Origin of the sequence: Rhizobium sp. YJ-22, assembly GCF_029601685.1 — a bacterium.
Classification (GTDB): Bacteria; Pseudomonadota; Alphaproteobacteria; order Rhizobiales; family Rhizobiaceae; genus Metarhizobium.
The window spans coordinates 110432-127650 of record NZ_JARRIR010000010.1 but is presented as its reverse complement, the minus strand read 5'-3'; the positions used below and the strand labels follow the sequence as shown (position 1 = coordinate 127650).

The window sequence follows — 17219 nt, the reverse complement described above, 5'->3', positions numbered from 1 at the left end:
GCTCCTCCCAGCGCAGTGGATCAGGCCAGATGCTTGGCGGCGGCTTCGGCCGATGCGCCCTCATGGACGATCGCCATCAGCGCCCGGGTCATGCCGCCCGGATTGGCGTGCTGGACGACATTGCGGCCATAGACGATGCCGCGCGCGCCCTGCTCCATCAAGGTCTTGGTACGCGACAGGATTTCCGCATCCGAAACACGGCCGCCGCCGCGCACCAGAACCGGGATCGTCTGGGCGATTTCGATGACGCGATGATATTCGGAAACATCATCGCAAGGATCGGCCTTGATGATATCGGCGCCGAGCTCGACCGCCTGGCGGACCAGCGGCAGGATCTTGTCGATATTGCCGTCGACCATATAGGCGCCGTGCGAATTGTCCTGCATCACCAGCGGCTCGACCATCAGCGGCATGCCGTAGATCTCGCATTCGCGCTTCAGGCTGTTCACATTGCGCACGCAGGCGCGATAGACTTCCGGCTGGTTCGGCAACAGCAGCAGGTTGACGACGACACAGGCCGCATCCAGCACCACGCCCTGCTCGACGGCGCGGTCGATAACCTCCGAAAACAGCGAAGACGGCAGCGGGTTGCCATAGACATTGGCGATATCGGTGCGCAGCACCAGCGCCGGACGGTTCTTGCCCTTGATCGATTGCAGGATCGGCGCGGTGCCCGGCGGAAGCTGGATGGCATCCGGCGCGGCATCGGCAATCACCTGGATCGCTTTCGTCATGTTCTCGATGCCGGGAATGAAGGTCTTTTCGTTGAACATGCCGTGGTCGATGGCGACGTCGAAGCAATTGCCCGAGGTGCCGAACAGGCGATTGATGCGTGCGGATTTCATGGAAGCTCCTCCGATGTGGTAACGTTTCCATATCTGATACCGGCAAACATTCCGCTGTCAAGCGATGCGGCAACGTTTCCATCCGCAGCCGCGCGTCGTTTCCGGCTGGACGGCCCCGATATCAGCGCCTAAGGCTTTGGGATATCAGAATGGCAGGCATGGGGAGACAATGACCGGCATCGAAATTTTGAAAGCAAGCGATCGCAAGCCGATGCCGTGGAAGAACGGCGGCGGGGAAACCATCGAGATCGCCGTCCATCCGGCCGACGCCTCGCTCGAAACCTTCGACTGGCGGCTCAGCATCGCCACCGTCGCCGTCGACGGCCCCTTCTCCACCTTCGCCGGCATCGACCGCACCATCGCCGTACTGACCGGCGACGGCATGGATATGCGCATTGACGGCAAACCGCAGCGGCTGACGCCGGAGACGGTGCCCTTCCCCTTCCAGGGAGACAGCAAGACGGAAGCCTGGCTGATCGGCGGCCCGGTGCGCGACCTCAACATCATGAGCCGGCGGACGACGCTGCGGCACCGGATGGAGCGCCTCGATATCACCGCGCCGACCCGCATCGAGACCGAGGGCGGCGAATGCCTGGTGCTTGCCGTCGATGCCTGCCGGGTCGGGGGTGTGGTGCTGGATGTCTATGATGTCGCGCACATCGCTCCGACTTCCATGCCCGTGACCGTCGAGCCGCAGGGGCACGCGCGGATATTCGTCATCCGCCTCTTCGCCGCCTGATCAGAGGGCCGTCTCGTCCTCGCCCTCATCGTCGGTCCAATCGGCGATGTCGGCTGCGGCGCAATCTTCCGGAGAAGCCTCAAGACCCATGTCCAGCCAATAAGTTACGGCCATTTCTTCCGCATAATAACGAACGGGCGTACCGTCATCGAAATGCGCGAAGCCCGCATGCTCGATCATATAGGCGACGAAACGCCGAATGAATTCGTCTTCGGTCACGACTTAAGGTTCCGCATGAAGGCCATGGGAAAATTCCATATAATCCAAAAAGCTAAAGGCAATTGTTAAATAAAAGATTGAGCCTTGGTCCTCAACTTTTGGATCAAGTGCGGAAAACTCTCTTAACTTATTGTTAATTATGATGTTTAAGTAAACCGAGCCGCGGTTTCCGTCACGGTACGCTGCATACCGTAGTCACGCTGGAAGGCCGTTTCGATATCTGCCGGGCGGGCGCGTGTCGCCGGCATGCGGGAGATTTCCGCAAAATCGGGATGATCGACAATCGGCGGCGGTGGGGTATCGCGACGCGAGGCGGAAAAAAATCCGAACATGATGCCTTCCTCCAGTTGGTCCCAAAACGGCGAGATTACGATTATCGTTCCTCAGTATGCTGCGGAAATGAAGATTTTGTTAAACATAAATCTTAACCCCGCTTTCAGCAATGAGACCACGTCCAGACCTCTTGCCGAAAACCGACAAATCATCCCATTGTGCCCGCACCTTCCCTCCCGGGGAGAACCGAACCGAGGATACTCGCCTTGCGTTTAGCACTCTATTTTACACCGCCGGCCGATAACGGCCTCACCTGCGCCGCCGGACGATGGCTTCTTCGCGACCCGTTCGCCGACAAAACCCTGCCGCCGGCGGAAATCGATGGTCTCTCCGCCGCCGAACATGCCGCCGCCATCGCCGATCCGCAGCGCTACGGGTTCCACGCCACGCTGAAGGCGCCGTTCGAGCTGGCCGCGAGCGCTAGTCCCGATGCACTGATTGCAGAGGCCGAGCGTTTCGCCGCCGGCTATCCGCGTTTCGAAATCCCCCGGCTTGTTCTCGGCCAGCTTGGGCCCTTCTTCGCGCTGGTTCCGGATGCGCCGCATCCGCCGTTGCAGAATTTCGCGGCCGAGGTCGTCACCCGCTTCGAGCCGTTCCGCGCACCCTTGAGCGAAAGCGACATCAGCAGGCGCAAGCCGGAGCAACTGCCGCCTGCCCAGCGCGAGCATCTGCTGCGCTGGGGCTATCCTTATGTCTTCGAGGAATTCCGCTTTCACATGACTCTCACCGGACCGATCGAGGAAAGCCGTCGCGCCGTGATGCACCGCCTTCTTGAAGCCCGATTCATGGATTTCCTGAACCGGCCGCTGGCGATTTCGCATCTGGCGGTTTTCGTCGAGGAAGAACGCGGCGCGCCGTTCACGGTGCGCGCGCTCTTCCCCCTTAAGGAGAACGATCCGAGATGAGCGCCGAACAGGTCTTCACCAATGCCCAGCTCGTGCTGGAGAACGAGATCGTTTCCGGCTCGCTCGTGGTGCGCGATGGCTTGATCGCGGCCATCGACAGCGGCAACAGTCGCCATGGCGAGGATCTCGAGGGCGATTTCCTGATTCCCGGCCTGGTGGAGCTGCACACCGATCATCTCGAGGCGCATTATTCGCCGCGCCCCGGCGTGCGCTGGAACCTGACGGCGGCGATCCAGTCCTACGACGCCCAGATCGTCACCTCGGGTATCACCACCGTCTTTGACTGTCTGCGGCTCGGCTCCACCGAGGATGCCGGCTTTCCGCGCGGGGAAATGCGCGAGATGGCCGATGCCATCGAGAAGGCCGGCGCGAAACATCGCCTGCGCGCCGAGCACTATATCCACCTGCGCTGCGAGGTGCCGACTGCCGATGTCGTCGCCCAGTTCGAGGATTTTATCGAGGATCCGCAGGTGCGCCTCGTTTCGCTCATGGATCATTCGCCGGGCCAGCGGCAATTCCAGACGATGGACCAGTATATTCTCTACTACAAGATCAAGCGCGGCCTCAGCGACGAGGCTTTCGATGCCTTCGTCGCCGCACGCAAGCAGGATTCCGATCTCTATTCGGCCATGCACCGGCAGGCGATCGCCGATCTCTGCGCCGAACGCGGCATCGCCGTCGCCAGCCATGACGACGCAACGCAGGCGCATGTCGAGGAAGCGATCGCGCAGAAGGTGCGGCTCGCGGAATTCCCGACCAGTATCGAGGCGGCTCGCGCCTCGCATGAAGCCGGCATGAGCGTGCTGATGGGCGCGCCGAACGTGGTGCGCGGCAAATCCCATTCCGGCAATATCGCCGCCAGGGATCTGGCGGCGCTCGGCCTGCTCGATGTGCTCTCCTCGGACTATATCCCCTTCAGCCTGCTCGTCGCGCCCTTCATCCTCGCTGACGAGATCGACGGGATTGCGCTGCCGGAGGCGCTGCGCATGATCACCGCCAATCCAGCCCGCGCCGTGGGGCTCACTGATCGCGGCCGGCTGGCGCAAGGCTTGCGCGGCGATATGGTACGGGTAAAACGGGACGATGGCGTCCCGATCGTGCGCGCCGTCTGGCGCGAGGGGCGGCGCGTGGCGTGATGGAACCGCAGCCTCGAGCCTCCGCTGGCTGCATGGTCGTCGTCGTCGGCCCGAGCGGCGCCGGCAAGGATACGCTGATGGCCGCCGCCGCCGAGCGTTTCGCCGGCGATCCCCGCTTGCATGTCGTTCGCCGCGTCATCACTCGCCCCTCGGATGCCGGCGGCGAGGATTTTGAAGGCGTCGATGTCACGGAATTCGAAAGACGGCGGGCATCGGGCGATTTCGCCGTACATTGGCAGGCGCATGGCCTGCATTACGCTATTCCCCGCAATGCCTGCGAGCGCGTCGAAGCCGGCCAGATTGTCGTCGCCAATGGTTCGCGCTCGGCGCTGAAACACTTCCAAAAGGCTTTTTCGCATCTGGTCGTCTTGAATATCGTCGCTTCGAAGGCGGTACTGGCTGAGCGACTGTTCGCGCGCGGCCGGGAAAGCCTCGACGATATCGAGCAACGGCTGCAGCGGGGCGATCTTGGCGTCAAAGGCGATTTCGAGGTGGTGACCATCGACAATAGCGGGCCGCTCGACCGCTCCGTCGCCGACATGACGGCGCTGCTCGGCGACCTTCTGGCGCGCTTGCCGAAACCGGGGCCGATGGCGTAAACCGGTAGCCGCCGGATTGCCGGCTTCAAAACCATTCGAACAGGCTTCATCCATGCCCGTGCTTCTTTCCCGCCGTCTTCTGCTCCAGTCCTCCGCCGCATTTGCGACGCTCGCGACCCTCGGCTTTCGCGCACAGGCGCAAGGCACCGGCGGGCGGCTGATCGTCGCCGCCGATTCCGAGCCGAAGAACCTGAACCCGGCCATCGTTGCCTCCAACGGCGTGTTCTTCATCGCCAGCAAGGTGATCGAACCGCTGGCCGAAGCCTCCTTCACCGGCGAGGACCGGCTGGAGCCGCGCCTTGCCACCGGCTGGAAAGGATCGGCGGATGGACTGTCGGCGACCTTCACCCTGCGCGAAGGCGTCAAGTGGCACGACGGCAAGCCCTTCACGTCCGCCGACGTCGCCTTCTCGGCGATGAACATCTGGAAGCCGTTGCAAAATCTTGGCCGCATCGTCTTCGCCAATCTTTCCAACGTCGAGACGCCGGACGAGAAGACGGCGATCTTCCGCTTCTCGAAACCGACGCCGTTTCAGCTCATTCGCAACGCCCTGCCGGTGGTCACCAGCGTTGTGCCGAAACATCTCTATGAAGGCACCGATATCGCCGCCAACCCGGCCAACAATACGCTTGTCGGCACCGGCCCATTCAAGTTCGCCGAATACAAGCCCGGCGAATACTACCGACTGGAGCGCAATGCCGATTACTGGAGCGAGGACCAGCCGAAGCTCGATGAGATCGTCTACCGCGTGCTGCCGGATCGCGCCGGCGCCGGCACGGCGCTGGAGGCGGAAGAAATCCATCTGGCGGCATTTTCGGCCGTGCCACTCACCGATCTCGCCCGCATCGGCAAGGAGCCCGGCATCCAGATCATTTCCGCCGGCTACGAGGCGCTGACCTACCAGCTCGTGGTCGAGATCAATCATCGCCGCAAGGAACTAGCCGATCTCAGGGTGCGCCAGGCCATCGCACATGCCATCGACAAGGATTTCGTCGTTCGCACCATCTTCCTCGGCTTTGCCGAGCCGTCGACCGGACCGGTTCCGCACAACTCGACGGAATTCTACTTCTCGGATGTGCCAGACTATGAATTCGACGTCGACAAGGCCAACGCGTTGCTGGACGAGGCCGGCTACACGCGCGGCAGCAACGGCACCCGCTTCTCGCTGAAACTGCTGGCCGCACCCTATTTCAACGAGACTCGCCAGTTCGGCGATTACCTGCGCCAGGCGCTGGCCGCCATCGGCATCGATGCCGAGCTCGCCAACAACGATTCGGCCGCCCACCAGAAGGCCGTCTATACCGACCATGCCTTCGATCTCGCCGTCGCCCCGCCGGTGTTCCGCGGCGACCCGGCGATTTCAACCACCATCCTCGTGCAATCCGGCATCCCGGCCGGCGTGCCCTTCTCCAACCAGGGCGGCTATGCCAATCCCGAACTCGACGCGATTATCGCCAAGGCTTCGGAAACCGTGGATGGAAAAGCCCGCATCGGCCTCTATAATGATTTCCAACGCCTGGTGGCCGAAGACCTGCCGCTGATCAACGTCGCCGAATGGGGCTTTATCACCGTGGCGCGCGATACGGTGCTGAATGTCGGCGACAATCCGCGTTGGGCGGTGTCCAACTGGGCGGATACCGCTTTGAAAGGGTGAGTTACGGGTGGTTCTTGACCCGTTTGTTCAGGAGTAGGCCGGACGTGAAGCGGGCGATCGTCTTGTTGCGGCGCCGATTGATCGGCAGCATTCCCGTGCTGCTGATCGTCGTTGTCCTGACCTTCCTGCTGCTGGAAGCTGCGTCGGGCGATGCCGTCGATGCCTATCTCGTTTCCATGGGCGGCGGCGATGCAGCACTGGTCGAAACGCTGCGGCAATCCTATGGTCTCGACCAGTCCGTCTGGGCGCGGCTGCTGCTCTACCTGCAAGCCTTGGCACATCTCGACCTCGGCTGGTCGGTCGCCTTCAACCGACCGGTGCTGGCGCTGATTTGCGAGCGCCTGCCGAACACGCTGCTGCTAATGGGTACGTCGACGGCGCTGTCCTTCTGTCTCGGCAGCCTGCTTGGCATCGCGGCGGGCGCGAAACCCGGTTCGCCGCGCGACCGGCTGCTCTCGGCGGGCTCGCTGGTGCTGTATGCCGTGCCGGGCTTCTGGCTCGGGCTGGTGCTTGTCATCGTCTTCTCGGTCTGGCTGCGCTGGTTGCCGACCAGCGGGCTGGAGACCATCGCGTCCGGCAAGCATGGATGGGACCGGGCGCTCGATATTGCCCGCCATCTCGTCCTGCCGGTCTGCGCACTCGGCGTCATCTATCTGGCGCTGTTCCTGCGCGTCATGCGCGCCGGCATGGCCGATGTCTGGCGGCAGGATTATATCCTCTTCGCCAAGGCGCGCGGGCTGTCGCGACGGCGCATCCTGTTTCGCCATGTGGCGCGCAATGCGCTGCTGCCGCTGGTGACGGTGCTCGGGCTGCAATCGGCGGCGATGATCGGCGGCAGTGTCGTCATCGAAAGCGTCTTCGCCATTCCCGGTTTCGGGCGGCTGGCGCAGGAGGCGGTGAGCGGCCGCGATGCGCCGCTGCTGATGGGCATCATCCTCGTCAGCGCCGTCATGGTCATTCTCGTCAATGTCGCCGTCGATCTCCTCTATGCCGCCCTCGATCCGCGCGTCGGGGCCTCGGAGGCGGCATCGTGAGCCTGGTTGCGCGGCTGGCCGCCGCTCCCGGCGGCCGGGCCGGCCTGACGATCCTCGGCCTGATGGCTTTTATCGCCTTTGCCGCACCGGCACTGTTTCCGGGCGATCCTTTGCGCATCGCCGGCCCGGCCTTGCTGCCGCCCTTCTCTTCCTCCGAGTTTCCGCTGGGAACGGACCGGCTCGGCCGCGATGTGCTCGCCTGCCTCGTCCATGGCGCGCAGATCTCGCTGCTGGTTGGCCTTGCAGCGGCGGCCGCAGCGATCTTCGCCGGCATGGTTGTCGGGGCGCTGGCGGGCTTCGCCGGCGGGCTGGTCGAAGAAGCGTTGATGCGGGTGGTCGAGACATTCCAGATCGTGCCCGGCTTCCTGATGGCGCTTGCCTTCGCCAGCGTCCTCGGTGCCTCGCTGCCGATCATCATCCTCGCCATCGCGCTTGCCGCCTGGGCAGAGCCGGCACGGCTGACGCGGGCGCAAGTGCTGGCGATCCGCGAGCAGGATTACATCGCGGCGGCCCGGGCGCTCGGAATGCATCCGCTGGAAATCGCCTTCAAGGAGATCCTGCCGAATGCGCTCGCCCCCATACTGGCGCTATCCTCGGTCATCGTCGCCGGCGCGATCCTGACGGAGGCGGCGCTGTCCTTCCTCGGGCTCGGCGATCCGAATGTCGTCACCTGGGGCTCGATGATTGCGGAGGGACGCAATGTCATCCGCTCCGCTCCTTTCCTGTCGATCCTGCCGGGGCTGGCGCTGGTGATGACCGTCCTCGGCGTCTATCTGTTCAGCGAAGGCCTTTCTGATGCCCTGCGGCAGAATGGCGAGGACCGGCCATGACCGCGCCGCTCGCCGCCATCCGTAACCTCTCGCTGCGCTACGGCGACAACCCGCCGGCGCTGCGCGATCTGAGTTTCGACATTCTCACCGGCGAAAGGCTGGCGATCATCGGCGAAAGCGGCTCGGGCAAAAGCAGCTTCGCCCGCGCCCTGGCCGGCCTGGTGCCGGAAACGGCACGCCTTAACGGCGAAATCCAGTGGCCGGGCCTCGGCCACGCGCCCCTGCCCGGCCGCGATCTCGGCATGGTCTTGCAAGACCCCTCGACCAGCCTCGATCCGGTACTGACCATCGGTGAGCAGGTGGCGGAAGGCGCGCGCGCCCATCTGCGCCTGTCGCGCGGCAAAGCCCTGGCGCTCGCCGAAAATCTTCTGACCCGCGTGCGTTTGCCCGAGCCGCATCGGCTGATGCAGGCCTATCCGCACCAACTTTCCGGCGGCCAGCGGCAGCGGGTGGCGATTGCCGCCACCCTTGCCTCGCGCCCGCGCATCCTCATTGCCGATGAAATCACCAGCGCCCTCGATATGGTAACGCAGGCGGAAATCGTCGCGCTGCTCGCCGATCTCGCCCGCGACGGGGCGATGACGCTGGTGTTCATCACCCATGACATCGCGCTCGCCTCCGGTCTCTGCCAGCGCGTCGCCGTCTTTCATGAGGGACGGCTGGTGGAAATCGGGCCGATGCGCGACGTGCTGGCGCGGCCGGGCGATTCCTATACCGCGACACTGATCGCAGACCATATCAGCCTCACCGGACCGCGCTTGATCGGAGAGCGGCGATGAGCGAACCCCTGCTTGCCGTTTCCGGCCTGACCAAAACCTTCCGCAACGGCGGCCGGCATGTGCTGGCCGTCGACGATATCGGCTTTGAACTGCTCGCCGGCCAGACGCTCGGCATCGTCGGCGCTTCCGGCAGCGGCAAGTCGACGCTGGCGCGGCTACTGATGCGGCTGATCCCGACCGATTCAGGAAGCATTCGCTTTCAGGGGCAGGATTGGCTGGCGCTGTCAGGGGCGCGGCTGCGGCGGGCGCGGGCGGACATTCAGATGGTGTTTCAGGATCCGTTGAGCGCCTTCAATCCGCGCGCCACGGTGGAAAGCGTCCTGAACGATCCCTTGCGCATCCATGAGATCGTCGGCAAGGCGGAGCGCCCGGCGCGGATCGGTGAATTGCTGGACAAGGTGGGGCTGGCGATGTCGCTGCGCGGTCGTTCAGTGCTGGCGCTTTCCGGCGGTCAGCGGCAGCGGCTGGCCTTGGCGCGGGCGCTCGCGACGCGGCCGAAGCTGCTAATCCTCGACGAGGCCGTTTCAGCGCTCGACCTTTCCATCCGCCGGCAGATTCTGGAATTACTGGTGGCGCTGCAACGCGAGGATGGCGTGAGCTACCTCTTCATCGGCCACGATCTGGCCGTGGTGCGCGCCATCGCGCACCGGGTGGCGGTGATGGAGGCAGGACGCATTGTCGAGAGCGGCGAGACGGAGGTCGTCATCGCCCGTCCGCAAACTTCGGTGACGAAAGCGCTGATCGCCGCTGTCCCGCAATTGATCAACGGGGCGGAAAGCCGCCCCGGCTGACGGTCTTACGCCGGCACGGGCGACGGTTCCACCGGCTTGGAATCGATCAGCAGCGAGACGAGCGCGGCAAGGATGCCTGTGGTGCCGGCGATCAGGAAGGCCAGTTCATAGGTGCCCTGGAATTCGCGCATGTAACCGCCAAAGAAGGCGGCGCAGGCCGCACCCAACTGGTGGCCGGCGACCACCCAGCCGAAGACCAGCGGACCGCTGCGATCCCCGAACGCCTCGTTGCTGAGACGCAAGGTCGGCGGCACGGTGGCGATCCAGTCGAGACCGTAAAGCACGGCAAAGATCGTCAGGCTGGCGACGGAAAAGCCGGAATAGGGCAGATACATCAGCGACAGGCCGCGAACGCCATAGTAGACGAACAGCAGCTTGCGCGGATCGAAACGGTCGGTCAGCCAGCCGGAGAGCGTCGTGCCGATCAGGTCGAAAACGCCCATTAGTGCCAACAGACCGGCCGCCTGCACTTCCGGAATGCCCATGTCGCCGCAAAAGGCGATCAGATGCGTGCCGACCAGCCCGTTGGTGGTGAAGCCGCAGACGAAGAAGGTCAGGAACAGATACCAGAAGACACGGGTGCGGGCGGCGCGACCGAGCGTCGAGAAGGTGTTGACCAAGAAATTGCCGGTCGCCATGGCCACGGGCGGCTCGTCGGCTTCCGCGCCGTAACGCCTGAGGCCGATGGAGGCTGGGCGCTCCGGCACCAGCAGGAACACCAGCGGCAACAGCGCCGCCGTGGCGATGGACACAGCAATCGCGACCGGCTTCCAGCCGCCGGATTGCGCCAGCATGGCGAGGAACGGCAGGAAGACCAGCAGGCCGGTGGCGCTGCTTGCCGACATAAGCCCCATAACGAGGCCACGATTGGTCTTGAACCAGCGATTGGTGACCGTCGCGCCGAGCACCGTGGCGACCGCCCCGGTGCCGACGCCGGACATGACGCCCCAGGTGGCGATGAGGTGCCATGGCTGGCTCATCAACAGGCTGAGCGCGGTGGAGGCCGACATTAGCGCCAGCGCGCCGAGAATGGTCTTGCGCAGGCCGAAACGCTCCATGAAGGCGGCGGCGAAGGGACCGGCGAGGCCATACAGGAAGATGCCGATGGCCGTTGCGAAGGAAATCGTATCCCGCCGCCAGCCGAACGCCTCTTCCAAGGGCACCATCATGACCGAGGGCGCAGAGCGCAGGCCCGAGGAGATGAGAAGCGCCAGAAAAATGACCCCGACGACGACGAAGGCGTAACGCTGGCCGAATGGCCGTGTGTTTGCTATTGTCATGTGACCAACCGGTACGTATCTTTTGAGCATTTCCAGGAAAAGTGGATACCGGTTTTCCTGGAAATGCGGCGAACAAAATCATGATAAATGAGTACGTACCGGTCAGTAACATGTCAACAGGAATTCGATGCGAAGCGTAAAATCCGATCTCCCGGTCGAGCTTCCCGAACCGGAGGCAAAGCCACCGCGCGCGGTCGACCGCATTCTCGGCACGGCGCGCGCCCTGTTCTACAGGCACGGCATCCGCGCCATCGGCGTCGATGAGATCGTCCGCCAGGCGGGTGTGACCAAGCCAAGCCTTTATCGCAGCTTTTCCTCCAAGGACGAGTTGGCCGCGACCTATCTGCGCAATTACGAGAAGGAATTCTGGGCGCGCATCGAGCAGACCGAGGCCGATCATCCCGGCGATGCGCGAGCGCAGATCATCGCCTATTTCACCGGCCTCGGTGAACGCTCGCAAAACTCGATGCATCGCGGCTGCGGTCTCTCGAATGCCGCGGTCGAATATCCGGAGCGCGACCACCCCGCCCGACTGGTGAGCGAGGAACACAAACGCGCCTTCCGCCGCTGGTTGCACGCCAAGGCGGCGGAGATGGGCGCGGAAAACTCCGACAGCCTCGGCGACGGGCTGCTGTTGCTGTTCGAGGGCGCGCATCTCTCCGGCCAGCTTTTTTCCGGCGACGGCCCCTCCGCTGCTCTGGCGGATACCGTGCAGCGGCTGGTCGAATCGCATCGCCCGAAGGGTTGAGGAGGCCGGGCGATGCCGGCCCGCCCCGATCAATAACCAATGGCCGCCCCCGCCGTGGCGCGGCTGTCGATGGCGCCGTAGTAGTGGGCGCCGCCACCGGCTTCGATCTGCCTCAAATTCTTGCCGCCGACGAGGATGCCGGCGGCTTCGCCCCAGATCGTCCAGTCGGGATCGATGCCGACCGTGTAGCCCATGCCGGCCAGCAGTTTCAGCGTATCGGGCGAGAGCGCATGCGGCTCCATCAACACGCGGTCGGGCAGCCATTGATGGTGGATGCGCGGGGCGTCGATGGCCTCCTGCAGATCCATGCCGTGATCGATGACGTTCATGATCGCTTCCAGCGTGATGGTGATGATGCGCGAGCCGCCGGGGCTGCCGATCACCATGAACGGCTTGCCGTCCTTGGAAACGATGGTCGGGCTCATCGAGGAAAGCGGCGATTTGCGCGGCTCGATGGCATTGGCCTCGCCCTGCACCAGCCCGTAGAGATTGGCGACGCCAGGCTTGATGGTGAAATCGTCCATCTCGTTGTTGAGCAGGATGCCGGTGCCCTCCGCCACCTTTCCGGTGCCGAAGGAGCCGTTCAGCGTATAGGTGACGGCCACCGCATTGCCGTCCTTGTCGATGATCGAATAATGCGTCGTCTCGGTGGATTCGCCGAAACCGCTCGGCTTCAGCTTTTCGCTGACCCCGGCCTTGTAGGGATCGATACGAGCGCGGATTTCGGCGGCATAGGCCTTGCTGGTCAGTTTCTCGACCGGGTTCTTGACGAAATCCGGATCGCCCAGCGCCGTGTTGCGGTCGACGAAGGCGTGGCGCATGGCCTCGACCATCAGCCGCACGGTTTGGGCCGACCCATACCCCAGATAGGAAATCGGGTAACCTTCCAGCACATTGAGGATCTCGCAGATGATCAGCCCACCGGAGGATGGCGGCGGCGAGGAGACGATGTCATAGCCGCGATAGCTGCATTTCACCGGCTCCAGCTCGCGCACCTTGTACTGCTCGAAATCCGCTTTAGCGAGCACGCCGCCATTGGCGGCGCTGGCCTTGACGATCAGGTCGGCGATCTCACCCTTGTAGAAGGCGTCGGTGCCCTTCTCGGCAATCGCTTTCAGGGATTTGGCGAGGTCGGACTGCACCAGTGTCGTGCCAAGCGCCAGCGGCTTGCCGTCCTTCAGGAAAATCTTCGCGGCGGCCGGATCCTTGGCCAGCATCTCGTTGCCTTCGGAGAAGGAGGCGATGTCGCCCTGCTCCAGCGTGAACCCTTCCGAGGCGAATTTGATCGCCGGGGCAAGCAGTTCCTCGCGCTTGCGGGTGCCGTATTTCTCGCGGGCCATCTCCATGCCGGCGACGGAGCCGGGCGTGCCGACCGCCAGATAACCGTCGGTGCTGGCGCCGGGAACGGGTTTGCCATCCTTGTCGAGATACATGGTCTTGGTGGAGGCGAGCGGCGCGCGCTCGCGGAAATCGAGGAAGGTGGTGGTGCCGTCCTTCAGGCGAATGGTCATGAACCCGCCGCCACCGAGATTGCCGGCGGTCGGATAGACGACGGCCAGCGTGTAACCGACCGCCACAGCCGCATCGACGGCATTGCCGCCGCCCTTCAACACATCGATGCCGACTTGCGAGGCCAGATGCTGCGCCGTCACCACCATGCCGTTTTCGCCTTCGGCCGGCGCCGGCGAGGCGGCGAAGGCGGTCGAACCCAGCGCGGTGCCGAGCGACAGGATCACGGCAAAGGTCAGGCTTCTTCCATGGGAATGCTGCATGTTCTCCTCCTTGATGTTCGACCGCCCCTGTCCCGAGGCGCGAAGGGAGTGCAACACCGGCGCAACCGGAAGTCAATGCGCCATCGCCGGGGAAAAATCAGCGTTCGTGGGCGCGGATGACCTCCAGGAACTGCGCACCATAACGCTCCAGCTTCGACTGGCCGACACCGGAAATGCCGAGCAGCGCCTCGCGGCTGGTCGGCCGCTCCGTAGCGAAGGCGACCAGCGTCGTATCGGGGAAGACGACGTAGGGCGGCACCGCCAGTTCCTTGGCGATCGCCAGCCGCGTGGCGCGCAGGGCTTCGAACAGTTCCTGATCGGCCTGCTCCAGCGCTGACTTTGCCTTGGCGGCGCTGGCGGAGCTGCTTTTCGCCGCCTTGCCCTTGGTCGGGCGGTCCTTGCGGAAGCGCACCTCGCGTTCATGCTTGAAGACGGCGCGCGCCTCCGGCTCCAGCTTCAAGGCGCCGAAGGCATTGTGATCGACGCTGACAAGGCCGGCGGCAAGAAGCTGGCGGTAGACCGATTGCCATGTCTTGGCCGGCAGGTCGCGCCCGGCCCCGAAGACTGGCATGTCGACATGGCCGAAACGGATGGTCTTTTCGGTCTCGTTGCCGGTGAGCACGTCGATCAGATGGCCGGCGCCGAAGCGTTCGCCGGTGCGATAGACCGCCGCCAGCGCCTTGATCGCCGCTTCCGTGCCGTCCCAGGTCTCGACCGGTTTCAGGCAGGTGTCGCAATTGCCGCAATGGCCGGCATGCGACTCACCGAAATGGGCGAGGATCGCCTGCCGGCGGCAGCCGGGCGTTTCGCAGATGGCGAGCAGCGCGTTCAGCTTGGCGCGCTCGACGCGCTTGATCTCGTTGGCGGAATTGCCCTCGTCGATCATGCGGCCGCGCTGGATGACGTCGGCCATGCCATAGGCCATCCAGACTTCGGAGGGCAGCCCGTCGCGGCCGGCGCGGCCGGTTTCCTGGTAATAGGCCTCGACCGAACCCGGCAGGTCGAGATGGGCGACGTAGCGCACATTCGGCTTGTCGATGCCCATGCCGAAGGCGACCGTCGCCACCAGGCACAATTCCTCTTCCTTGAGGAAGGCATCCTGGTGGGCATCGCGTTTTGCCCGCTCCATGCCGGCGTGATAGGGCAGCGCATAAATGCCTTGCTCGTTCAGCCAGTCGGCGGTTTCCTCGACCTTCGCGCGCGACAGGCAATAGACGATGCCGCTTGAACCCTTGTGGCGGGCAAGGAAGCGCAGGAGCTGCTGGCGCGGCTGGTCGCGCTCGACGATCTCGTAGGCGATGTTAGGGCGGTCGAAGGAGGTGGTGAAGACGGCGGCGTCCGTCAGTTCCAGCCGCTCGATGATGTCGTCGCGGGTATGCGGATCAGCCGTCGCCGTCAGCGCCATGCGCGGCACGCCGGGATAATCGGCGGCGAGCTTGCCCAATTCCCGGTATTCCGGGCGAAAATCATGGCCCCATTGCGAAACGCAATGAGCCTCGTCGATGGCGAACAGCGCGATCTTCGCGCCGCCGATCAGCTCGCGGAAACCCGGCGTCACGATACGCTCGGGCGTGACATAGAGAAGATCGAGCGTGCCGTTGCCGATGGCGCGGCGGATGTCGAGAAATTCCTCGCGGCTCAGCGAGGAATTCAGCGCGGCGGCGTTGACCCCGACTTGCTTCAGCGCCTCCACCTGATCGCGCATCAGCGCGATCAGCGGCGAAACGACGATGCCGACGCCATCGCGGCAGAGCGCCGGAATCTGGAAGCAGAGCGACTTGCCCGCCCCGGTCGGGAAAAGCACGACGGCATCGCCGCCCGAAACCACCTGCTCGACCACCGCCGCCTGCTTGCCGCGAAATGACGGATAGCCATAAATGCGCTTGAGGACATCGAGCGGGTTGCGGGGACCGTCGCGGTCGAAAACAGGATCGAGACGATTCTGGCTGTGCGGCATGGACTCACGGCTTTCATAAGGACAGAAAGAACCTTATGCCACAGCCGGCGCCCGCCCGGCCAGCCTCAACCCGCCAGTTGCGGCTTAACCAGACCTGGGATCGGAAAGAGCCGGTCATAGGCGATATTGAACCCGAAGTTGTAGACCATATAGAACAACACGATCGACAGGTCGAGCATGAAGGTCTCGAACAGGGTCATGTCGAGATACCAGGCGACCGGCGGCAGGATCATCACCAGCAGACCAAGCTCAAACAGCACGACATGCATGAGCCGCAGCCCAATGGTTTTGCGCGTATGGCCGAGAACACGTTGCAGGGCGTGGTCGAAGCCGAGATTGAAGACAAAGGTCCAGACGGTCGCAAGCGTGGCCGCACCGACGCCGACGACGCCCATCTGCAGCACCGGCTTGTCGTAAAGCCAGGCCGTCGCCGGCGTGATGATGGCGAGACCGATGAGTTCGAACAGCACCGCATGGCGAATGCGATCCGGAAACGTGCGCATGGTCACGATCAAACTCCTTGTTTTTTTCGTTCGCGATGCGCTTTCTATCGAATTTTCTTGCAATATAAAGTTAGATACTATCTGAATCTAAGATAGATGACGATCTCGATGGACCAGTTGGAAGCCTTTGTGGCAGCGGCGGAGCACGGCTCCTTTTCCGCCGCCGGCCGGGCGTTGCGCAAGGCGCAGTCGGCGGTGAGCACGCTGGTTTCCAATCTCGAAACCGATCTCGGCGTGACGCTGTTTAGCCGCGTCGGGCGCAATCCGGTGCTGACGCCGGCCGGCACGCGGCTGCTGTCCGAGGCGAAAGTCATCCTCGATCGCCGCGAGCACCTGATCGGCATCGCCGCCAGCTTCGAGGCGCATGTGGAAAAGCGGCTGGTGGTCGCCATCGACGAGCTATATCCGGAACGGGCGCTCGGCGCGCTGTTTGCGGATTTCGCCCGTCAGTTCCCGCATGTGGAGCTGGAACTGCTGTTTCCGATGATGGAGGATGTCAGCCGCATGGTGCTGGACGGACGTGCCGATCTCGGCGTCATGTGGCGGCAGGAATTGCTGCCGACCGAGCTTGCCTTCCACACCATCGGCTGGATTCCGCTGAAGCTGGTCTGCGGCAAGGATCATCCGCTTGCCAAATCCGCCGTCGATTGGGAAGAGTTGAAGCGCCATCGCCAGATCATGGTGGCGGTGCGTAGCGAGGGGCCGGAGAAGCAGCGACTGCGCACGGCGGCGGAGGTCTGGTGGGTGGAAAGCCATTGGGTGATCCTGCAAATCCTGCGCCAGGGGATCGGCTGGGCGCTGGTTCCCGACCACATCGTCGCCCATTCGCCGGTTGCCGGCGACCTGGCGACGCCGGCCCTGCAATTCGACGTTTCCGACTGGCCGGTGGCACTGGAACTCGTCTGGCACAAGCAGCGGCCCAGCGGTCCGGCCGCCAAATGGCTGCGCGAACGCTTTGCGAAAGTGCCTATCGGCGGAGCCGACGGCTGATGGGGAAAAGTCGGTTGACGATGCCGCCGGTTTTGCTGTCAAATGTTTGTGCGCAAGAGGAAACAGTGCAATTCTTCCGGCGGGAAATGCAAGTCAAGCAACTGA

Annotated in this window: 18 protein-coding genes; 11 read left to right on the top strand and 7 right to left on the bottom strand. The window is 63.7% G+C overall.

The genetic code is table 11. From position 1 onward, the window contains the following. Nucleotides 1-20: 20 nt before the first annotated feature. The gene (locus P7F60_RS22090; RefSeq protein WP_277919848.1) at nucleotides 21-845 is read right to left on the bottom strand and encodes an aldolase; all 825 of its coding nucleotides are present in this window, start codon (nucleotides 843-845) and stop codon (nucleotides 21-23) included. A 169-nt stretch (nucleotides 846-1014) separates the two neighbouring features. On the opposite strand from P7F60_RS22090, the gene P7F60_RS22085 reads away from it, so the two are divergent. Next, nucleotides 1015-1584 carry a HutD family protein gene (locus tag P7F60_RS22085; protein WP_277919847.1) on the top strand — a complete coding sequence of 190 codons (570 nt, stop codon included), beginning with the start codon at nucleotides 1015-1017 and terminating at the stop codon, nucleotides 1582-1584. Here the strand turns inward: P7F60_RS22085 and P7F60_RS22080 are convergent, their stop codons facing one another. Together P7F60_RS22080 and P7F60_RS22075 are read right to left on the bottom strand one after the other, a co-directional pair. After that, nucleotides 1585-1803 (bottom strand): hypothetical protein, encoded by a 219-nt coding sequence (locus tag P7F60_RS22080; protein WP_277919846.1) that lies wholly within the window; start codon nucleotides 1801-1803, stop codon nucleotides 1585-1587. A gap of 146 nt (nucleotides 1804-1949) precedes the next feature. Next, nucleotides 1950-2135, bottom strand: a complete 186-nt coding sequence (locus tag P7F60_RS22075; RefSeq protein WP_277919845.1) for a hypothetical protein — start codon at nucleotides 2133-2135, stop codon at nucleotides 1950-1952. 207 nt (nucleotides 2136-2342) lie between these two features. Between P7F60_RS22075 and P7F60_RS22070 the strand changes: the two genes are divergently transcribed. The 8 genes from P7F60_RS22070 to P7F60_RS22035 are packed head-to-tail and all read left to right on the top strand — an operon-like array spanning nucleotide 2343 to nucleotide 9864. Beyond that, entirely contained in the window at nucleotides 2343-3041 is a 699-nt protein-coding gene (locus tag P7F60_RS22070; protein ID WP_277919844.1) for a DUF1045 domain-containing protein, read from the top strand. Continuing rightward, nucleotides 3038-4177, top strand: a complete 1140-nt coding sequence (locus P7F60_RS22065) for an alpha-D-ribose 1-methylphosphonate 5-triphosphate diphosphatase (RefSeq protein WP_277919843.1) — start codon at nucleotides 3038-3040, stop codon at nucleotides 4175-4177. The genes P7F60_RS22070 and P7F60_RS22065 overlap by 4 nt, the downstream gene beginning before the upstream one ends. Then, the gene (phnN, locus tag P7F60_RS22060; RefSeq protein ID WP_277919842.1) at nucleotides 4177-4776 is read left to right on the top strand and encodes a phosphonate metabolism protein/1,5-bisphosphokinase (PRPP-forming) PhnN; all 600 of its coding nucleotides are present in this window, start codon (nucleotides 4177-4179) and stop codon (nucleotides 4774-4776) included. Before P7F60_RS22065 ends, phnN begins: the two co-directional genes overlap by 1 nt. A gap of 52 nt (nucleotides 4777-4828) precedes the next feature. Beyond that, on the top strand, nucleotides 4829-6430 hold the full coding sequence (locus P7F60_RS22055) for an ABC transporter substrate-binding protein (protein ID WP_277919841.1): 1602 nt from the start codon (nucleotides 4829-4831) through the stop codon (nucleotides 6428-6430). Nucleotides 6431-6474: 44 nt separating this feature from the next. Further along, nucleotides 6475-7464, top strand: coding sequence for an ABC transporter permease (locus tag P7F60_RS22050; protein ID WP_277919840.1), 990 nt, complete (start codon nucleotides 6475-6477; stop codon nucleotides 7462-7464). Continuing rightward, nucleotides 7461-8294, top strand: coding sequence for an ABC transporter permease (locus P7F60_RS22045; RefSeq protein ID WP_277919838.1), 834 nt, complete (start codon nucleotides 7461-7463; stop codon nucleotides 8292-8294). Before P7F60_RS22050 ends, P7F60_RS22045 begins: the two co-directional genes overlap by 4 nt. Next, complete coding sequence (locus P7F60_RS22040) at nucleotides 8291-9073, top strand: ABC transporter ATP-binding protein (RefSeq protein WP_277919837.1); 783 nt, start codon at nucleotides 8291-8293, stop codon at nucleotides 9071-9073. Before P7F60_RS22045 ends, P7F60_RS22040 begins: the two co-directional genes overlap by 4 nt. Further along, complete coding sequence (locus tag P7F60_RS22035; RefSeq protein ID WP_277919836.1) at nucleotides 9070-9864, top strand: ATP-binding cassette domain-containing protein; 795 nt, start codon at nucleotides 9070-9072, stop codon at nucleotides 9862-9864. Before P7F60_RS22040 ends, P7F60_RS22035 begins: the two co-directional genes overlap by 4 nt. A 5-nt stretch (nucleotides 9865-9869) precedes the next feature. Here P7F60_RS22035 and P7F60_RS22030 read toward each other — a convergent pair whose 3' ends face one another. Beyond that, nucleotides 9870-11144, bottom strand: a complete 1275-nt coding sequence (locus P7F60_RS22030; RefSeq protein ID WP_277919835.1) for an MFS transporter — start codon at nucleotides 11142-11144, stop codon at nucleotides 9870-9872. 127 nt (nucleotides 11145-11271) lie between these two features. On the opposite strand from P7F60_RS22030, the gene P7F60_RS22025 reads away from it, so the two are divergent. Next, on the top strand, nucleotides 11272-11892 hold the full coding sequence (locus P7F60_RS22025) for a TetR/AcrR family transcriptional regulator (protein WP_277919834.1): 621 nt from the start codon (nucleotides 11272-11274) through the stop codon (nucleotides 11890-11892). Nucleotides 11893-11921: 29 nt separating this feature from the next. Here the strand turns inward: P7F60_RS22025 and ggt are convergent, their stop codons facing one another. From ggt to P7F60_RS22010, 3 genes are all read right to left on the bottom strand, one after another. Beyond that, nucleotides 11922-13664 (bottom strand): gamma-glutamyltransferase, encoded by a 1743-nt coding sequence (ggt, locus tag P7F60_RS22020; protein WP_277919833.1) that lies wholly within the window; start codon nucleotides 13662-13664, stop codon nucleotides 11922-11924. 97 nt (nucleotides 13665-13761) lie between these two features. After that, nucleotides 13762-15621 carry a DNA helicase RecQ gene (gene recQ / locus P7F60_RS22015; RefSeq protein ID WP_277919832.1) on the bottom strand — a complete coding sequence of 620 codons (1860 nt, stop codon included), beginning with the start codon at nucleotides 15619-15621 and terminating at the stop codon, nucleotides 13762-13764. A 65-nt stretch (nucleotides 15622-15686) separates the two neighbouring features. After that, nucleotides 15687-16130, bottom strand: coding sequence for a PACE efflux transporter (locus P7F60_RS22010; RefSeq protein ID WP_277919831.1), 444 nt, complete (start codon nucleotides 16128-16130; stop codon nucleotides 15687-15689). Nucleotides 16131-16220: 90 nt separating this feature from the next. Between P7F60_RS22010 and P7F60_RS22005 the strand changes: the two genes are divergently transcribed. Then, complete coding sequence (locus P7F60_RS22005) at nucleotides 16221-17114, top strand: LysR family transcriptional regulator (RefSeq protein ID WP_277919830.1); 894 nt, start codon at nucleotides 16221-16223, stop codon at nucleotides 17112-17114. Nucleotides 17115-17219: the final 105 nt, after the last annotated feature.

Bases quoted from the DNA above. Each gene is read 5' to 3' on its own strand.
- P7F60_RS22090 (WP_277919848.1), bottom strand. From the start codon at position 845: ATGAAATCCGCACGCATCAATCGCCTGTTCGGCACCTCGGGCAATTGC.
- P7F60_RS22065 (WP_277919843.1), top strand. From the start codon at position 3,038: ATGAGCGCCGAACAGGTCTTCACCAATGCCCAGCTCGTGCTGGAGAAC.
- P7F60_RS22040 (WP_277919837.1), top strand. From the start codon at position 8,291: ATGACCGCGCCGCTCGCCGCCATCCGTAACCTCTCGCTGCGCTACGGC.
- phnN (WP_277919842.1), top strand. From the start codon at position 4,177: ATGGAACCGCAGCCTCGAGCCTCCGCTGGCTGCATGGTCGTCGTCGTC.
- P7F60_RS22085 (WP_277919847.1), top strand. From the start codon at position 1,015: ATGACCGGCATCGAAATTTTGAAAGCAAGCGATCGCAAGCCGATGCCG.
- P7F60_RS22075 (WP_277919845.1), bottom strand. From the start codon at position 2,135: ATGTTCGGATTTTTTTCCGCCTCGCGTCGCGATACCCCACCGCCGCCG.
- P7F60_RS22005 (WP_277919830.1), top strand. From the start codon at position 16,221: ATGACGATCTCGATGGACCAGTTGGAAGCCTTTGTGGCAGCGGCGGAG.
- ggt (WP_277919833.1), bottom strand. From the start codon at position 13,664: ATGCAGCATTCCCATGGAAGAAGCCTGACCTTTGCCGTGATCCTGTCG.
- P7F60_RS22025 (WP_277919834.1), top strand. From the start codon at position 11,272: ATGCGAAGCGTAAAATCCGATCTCCCGGTCGAGCTTCCCGAACCGGAG.
- P7F60_RS22035 (WP_277919836.1), top strand. From the start codon at position 9,070: ATGAGCGAACCCCTGCTTGCCGTTTCCGGCCTGACCAAAACCTTCCGC.
- P7F60_RS22055 (WP_277919841.1), top strand. From the start codon at position 4,829: ATGCCCGTGCTTCTTTCCCGCCGTCTTCTGCTCCAGTCCTCCGCCGCA.
- recQ (WP_277919832.1), bottom strand. From the start codon at position 15,621: ATGCCGCACAGCCAGAATCGTCTCGATCCTGTTTTCGACCGCGACGGT.
- P7F60_RS22030 (WP_277919835.1), bottom strand. From the start codon at position 11,144: ATGACAATAGCAAACACACGGCCATTCGGCCAGCGTTACGCCTTCGTC.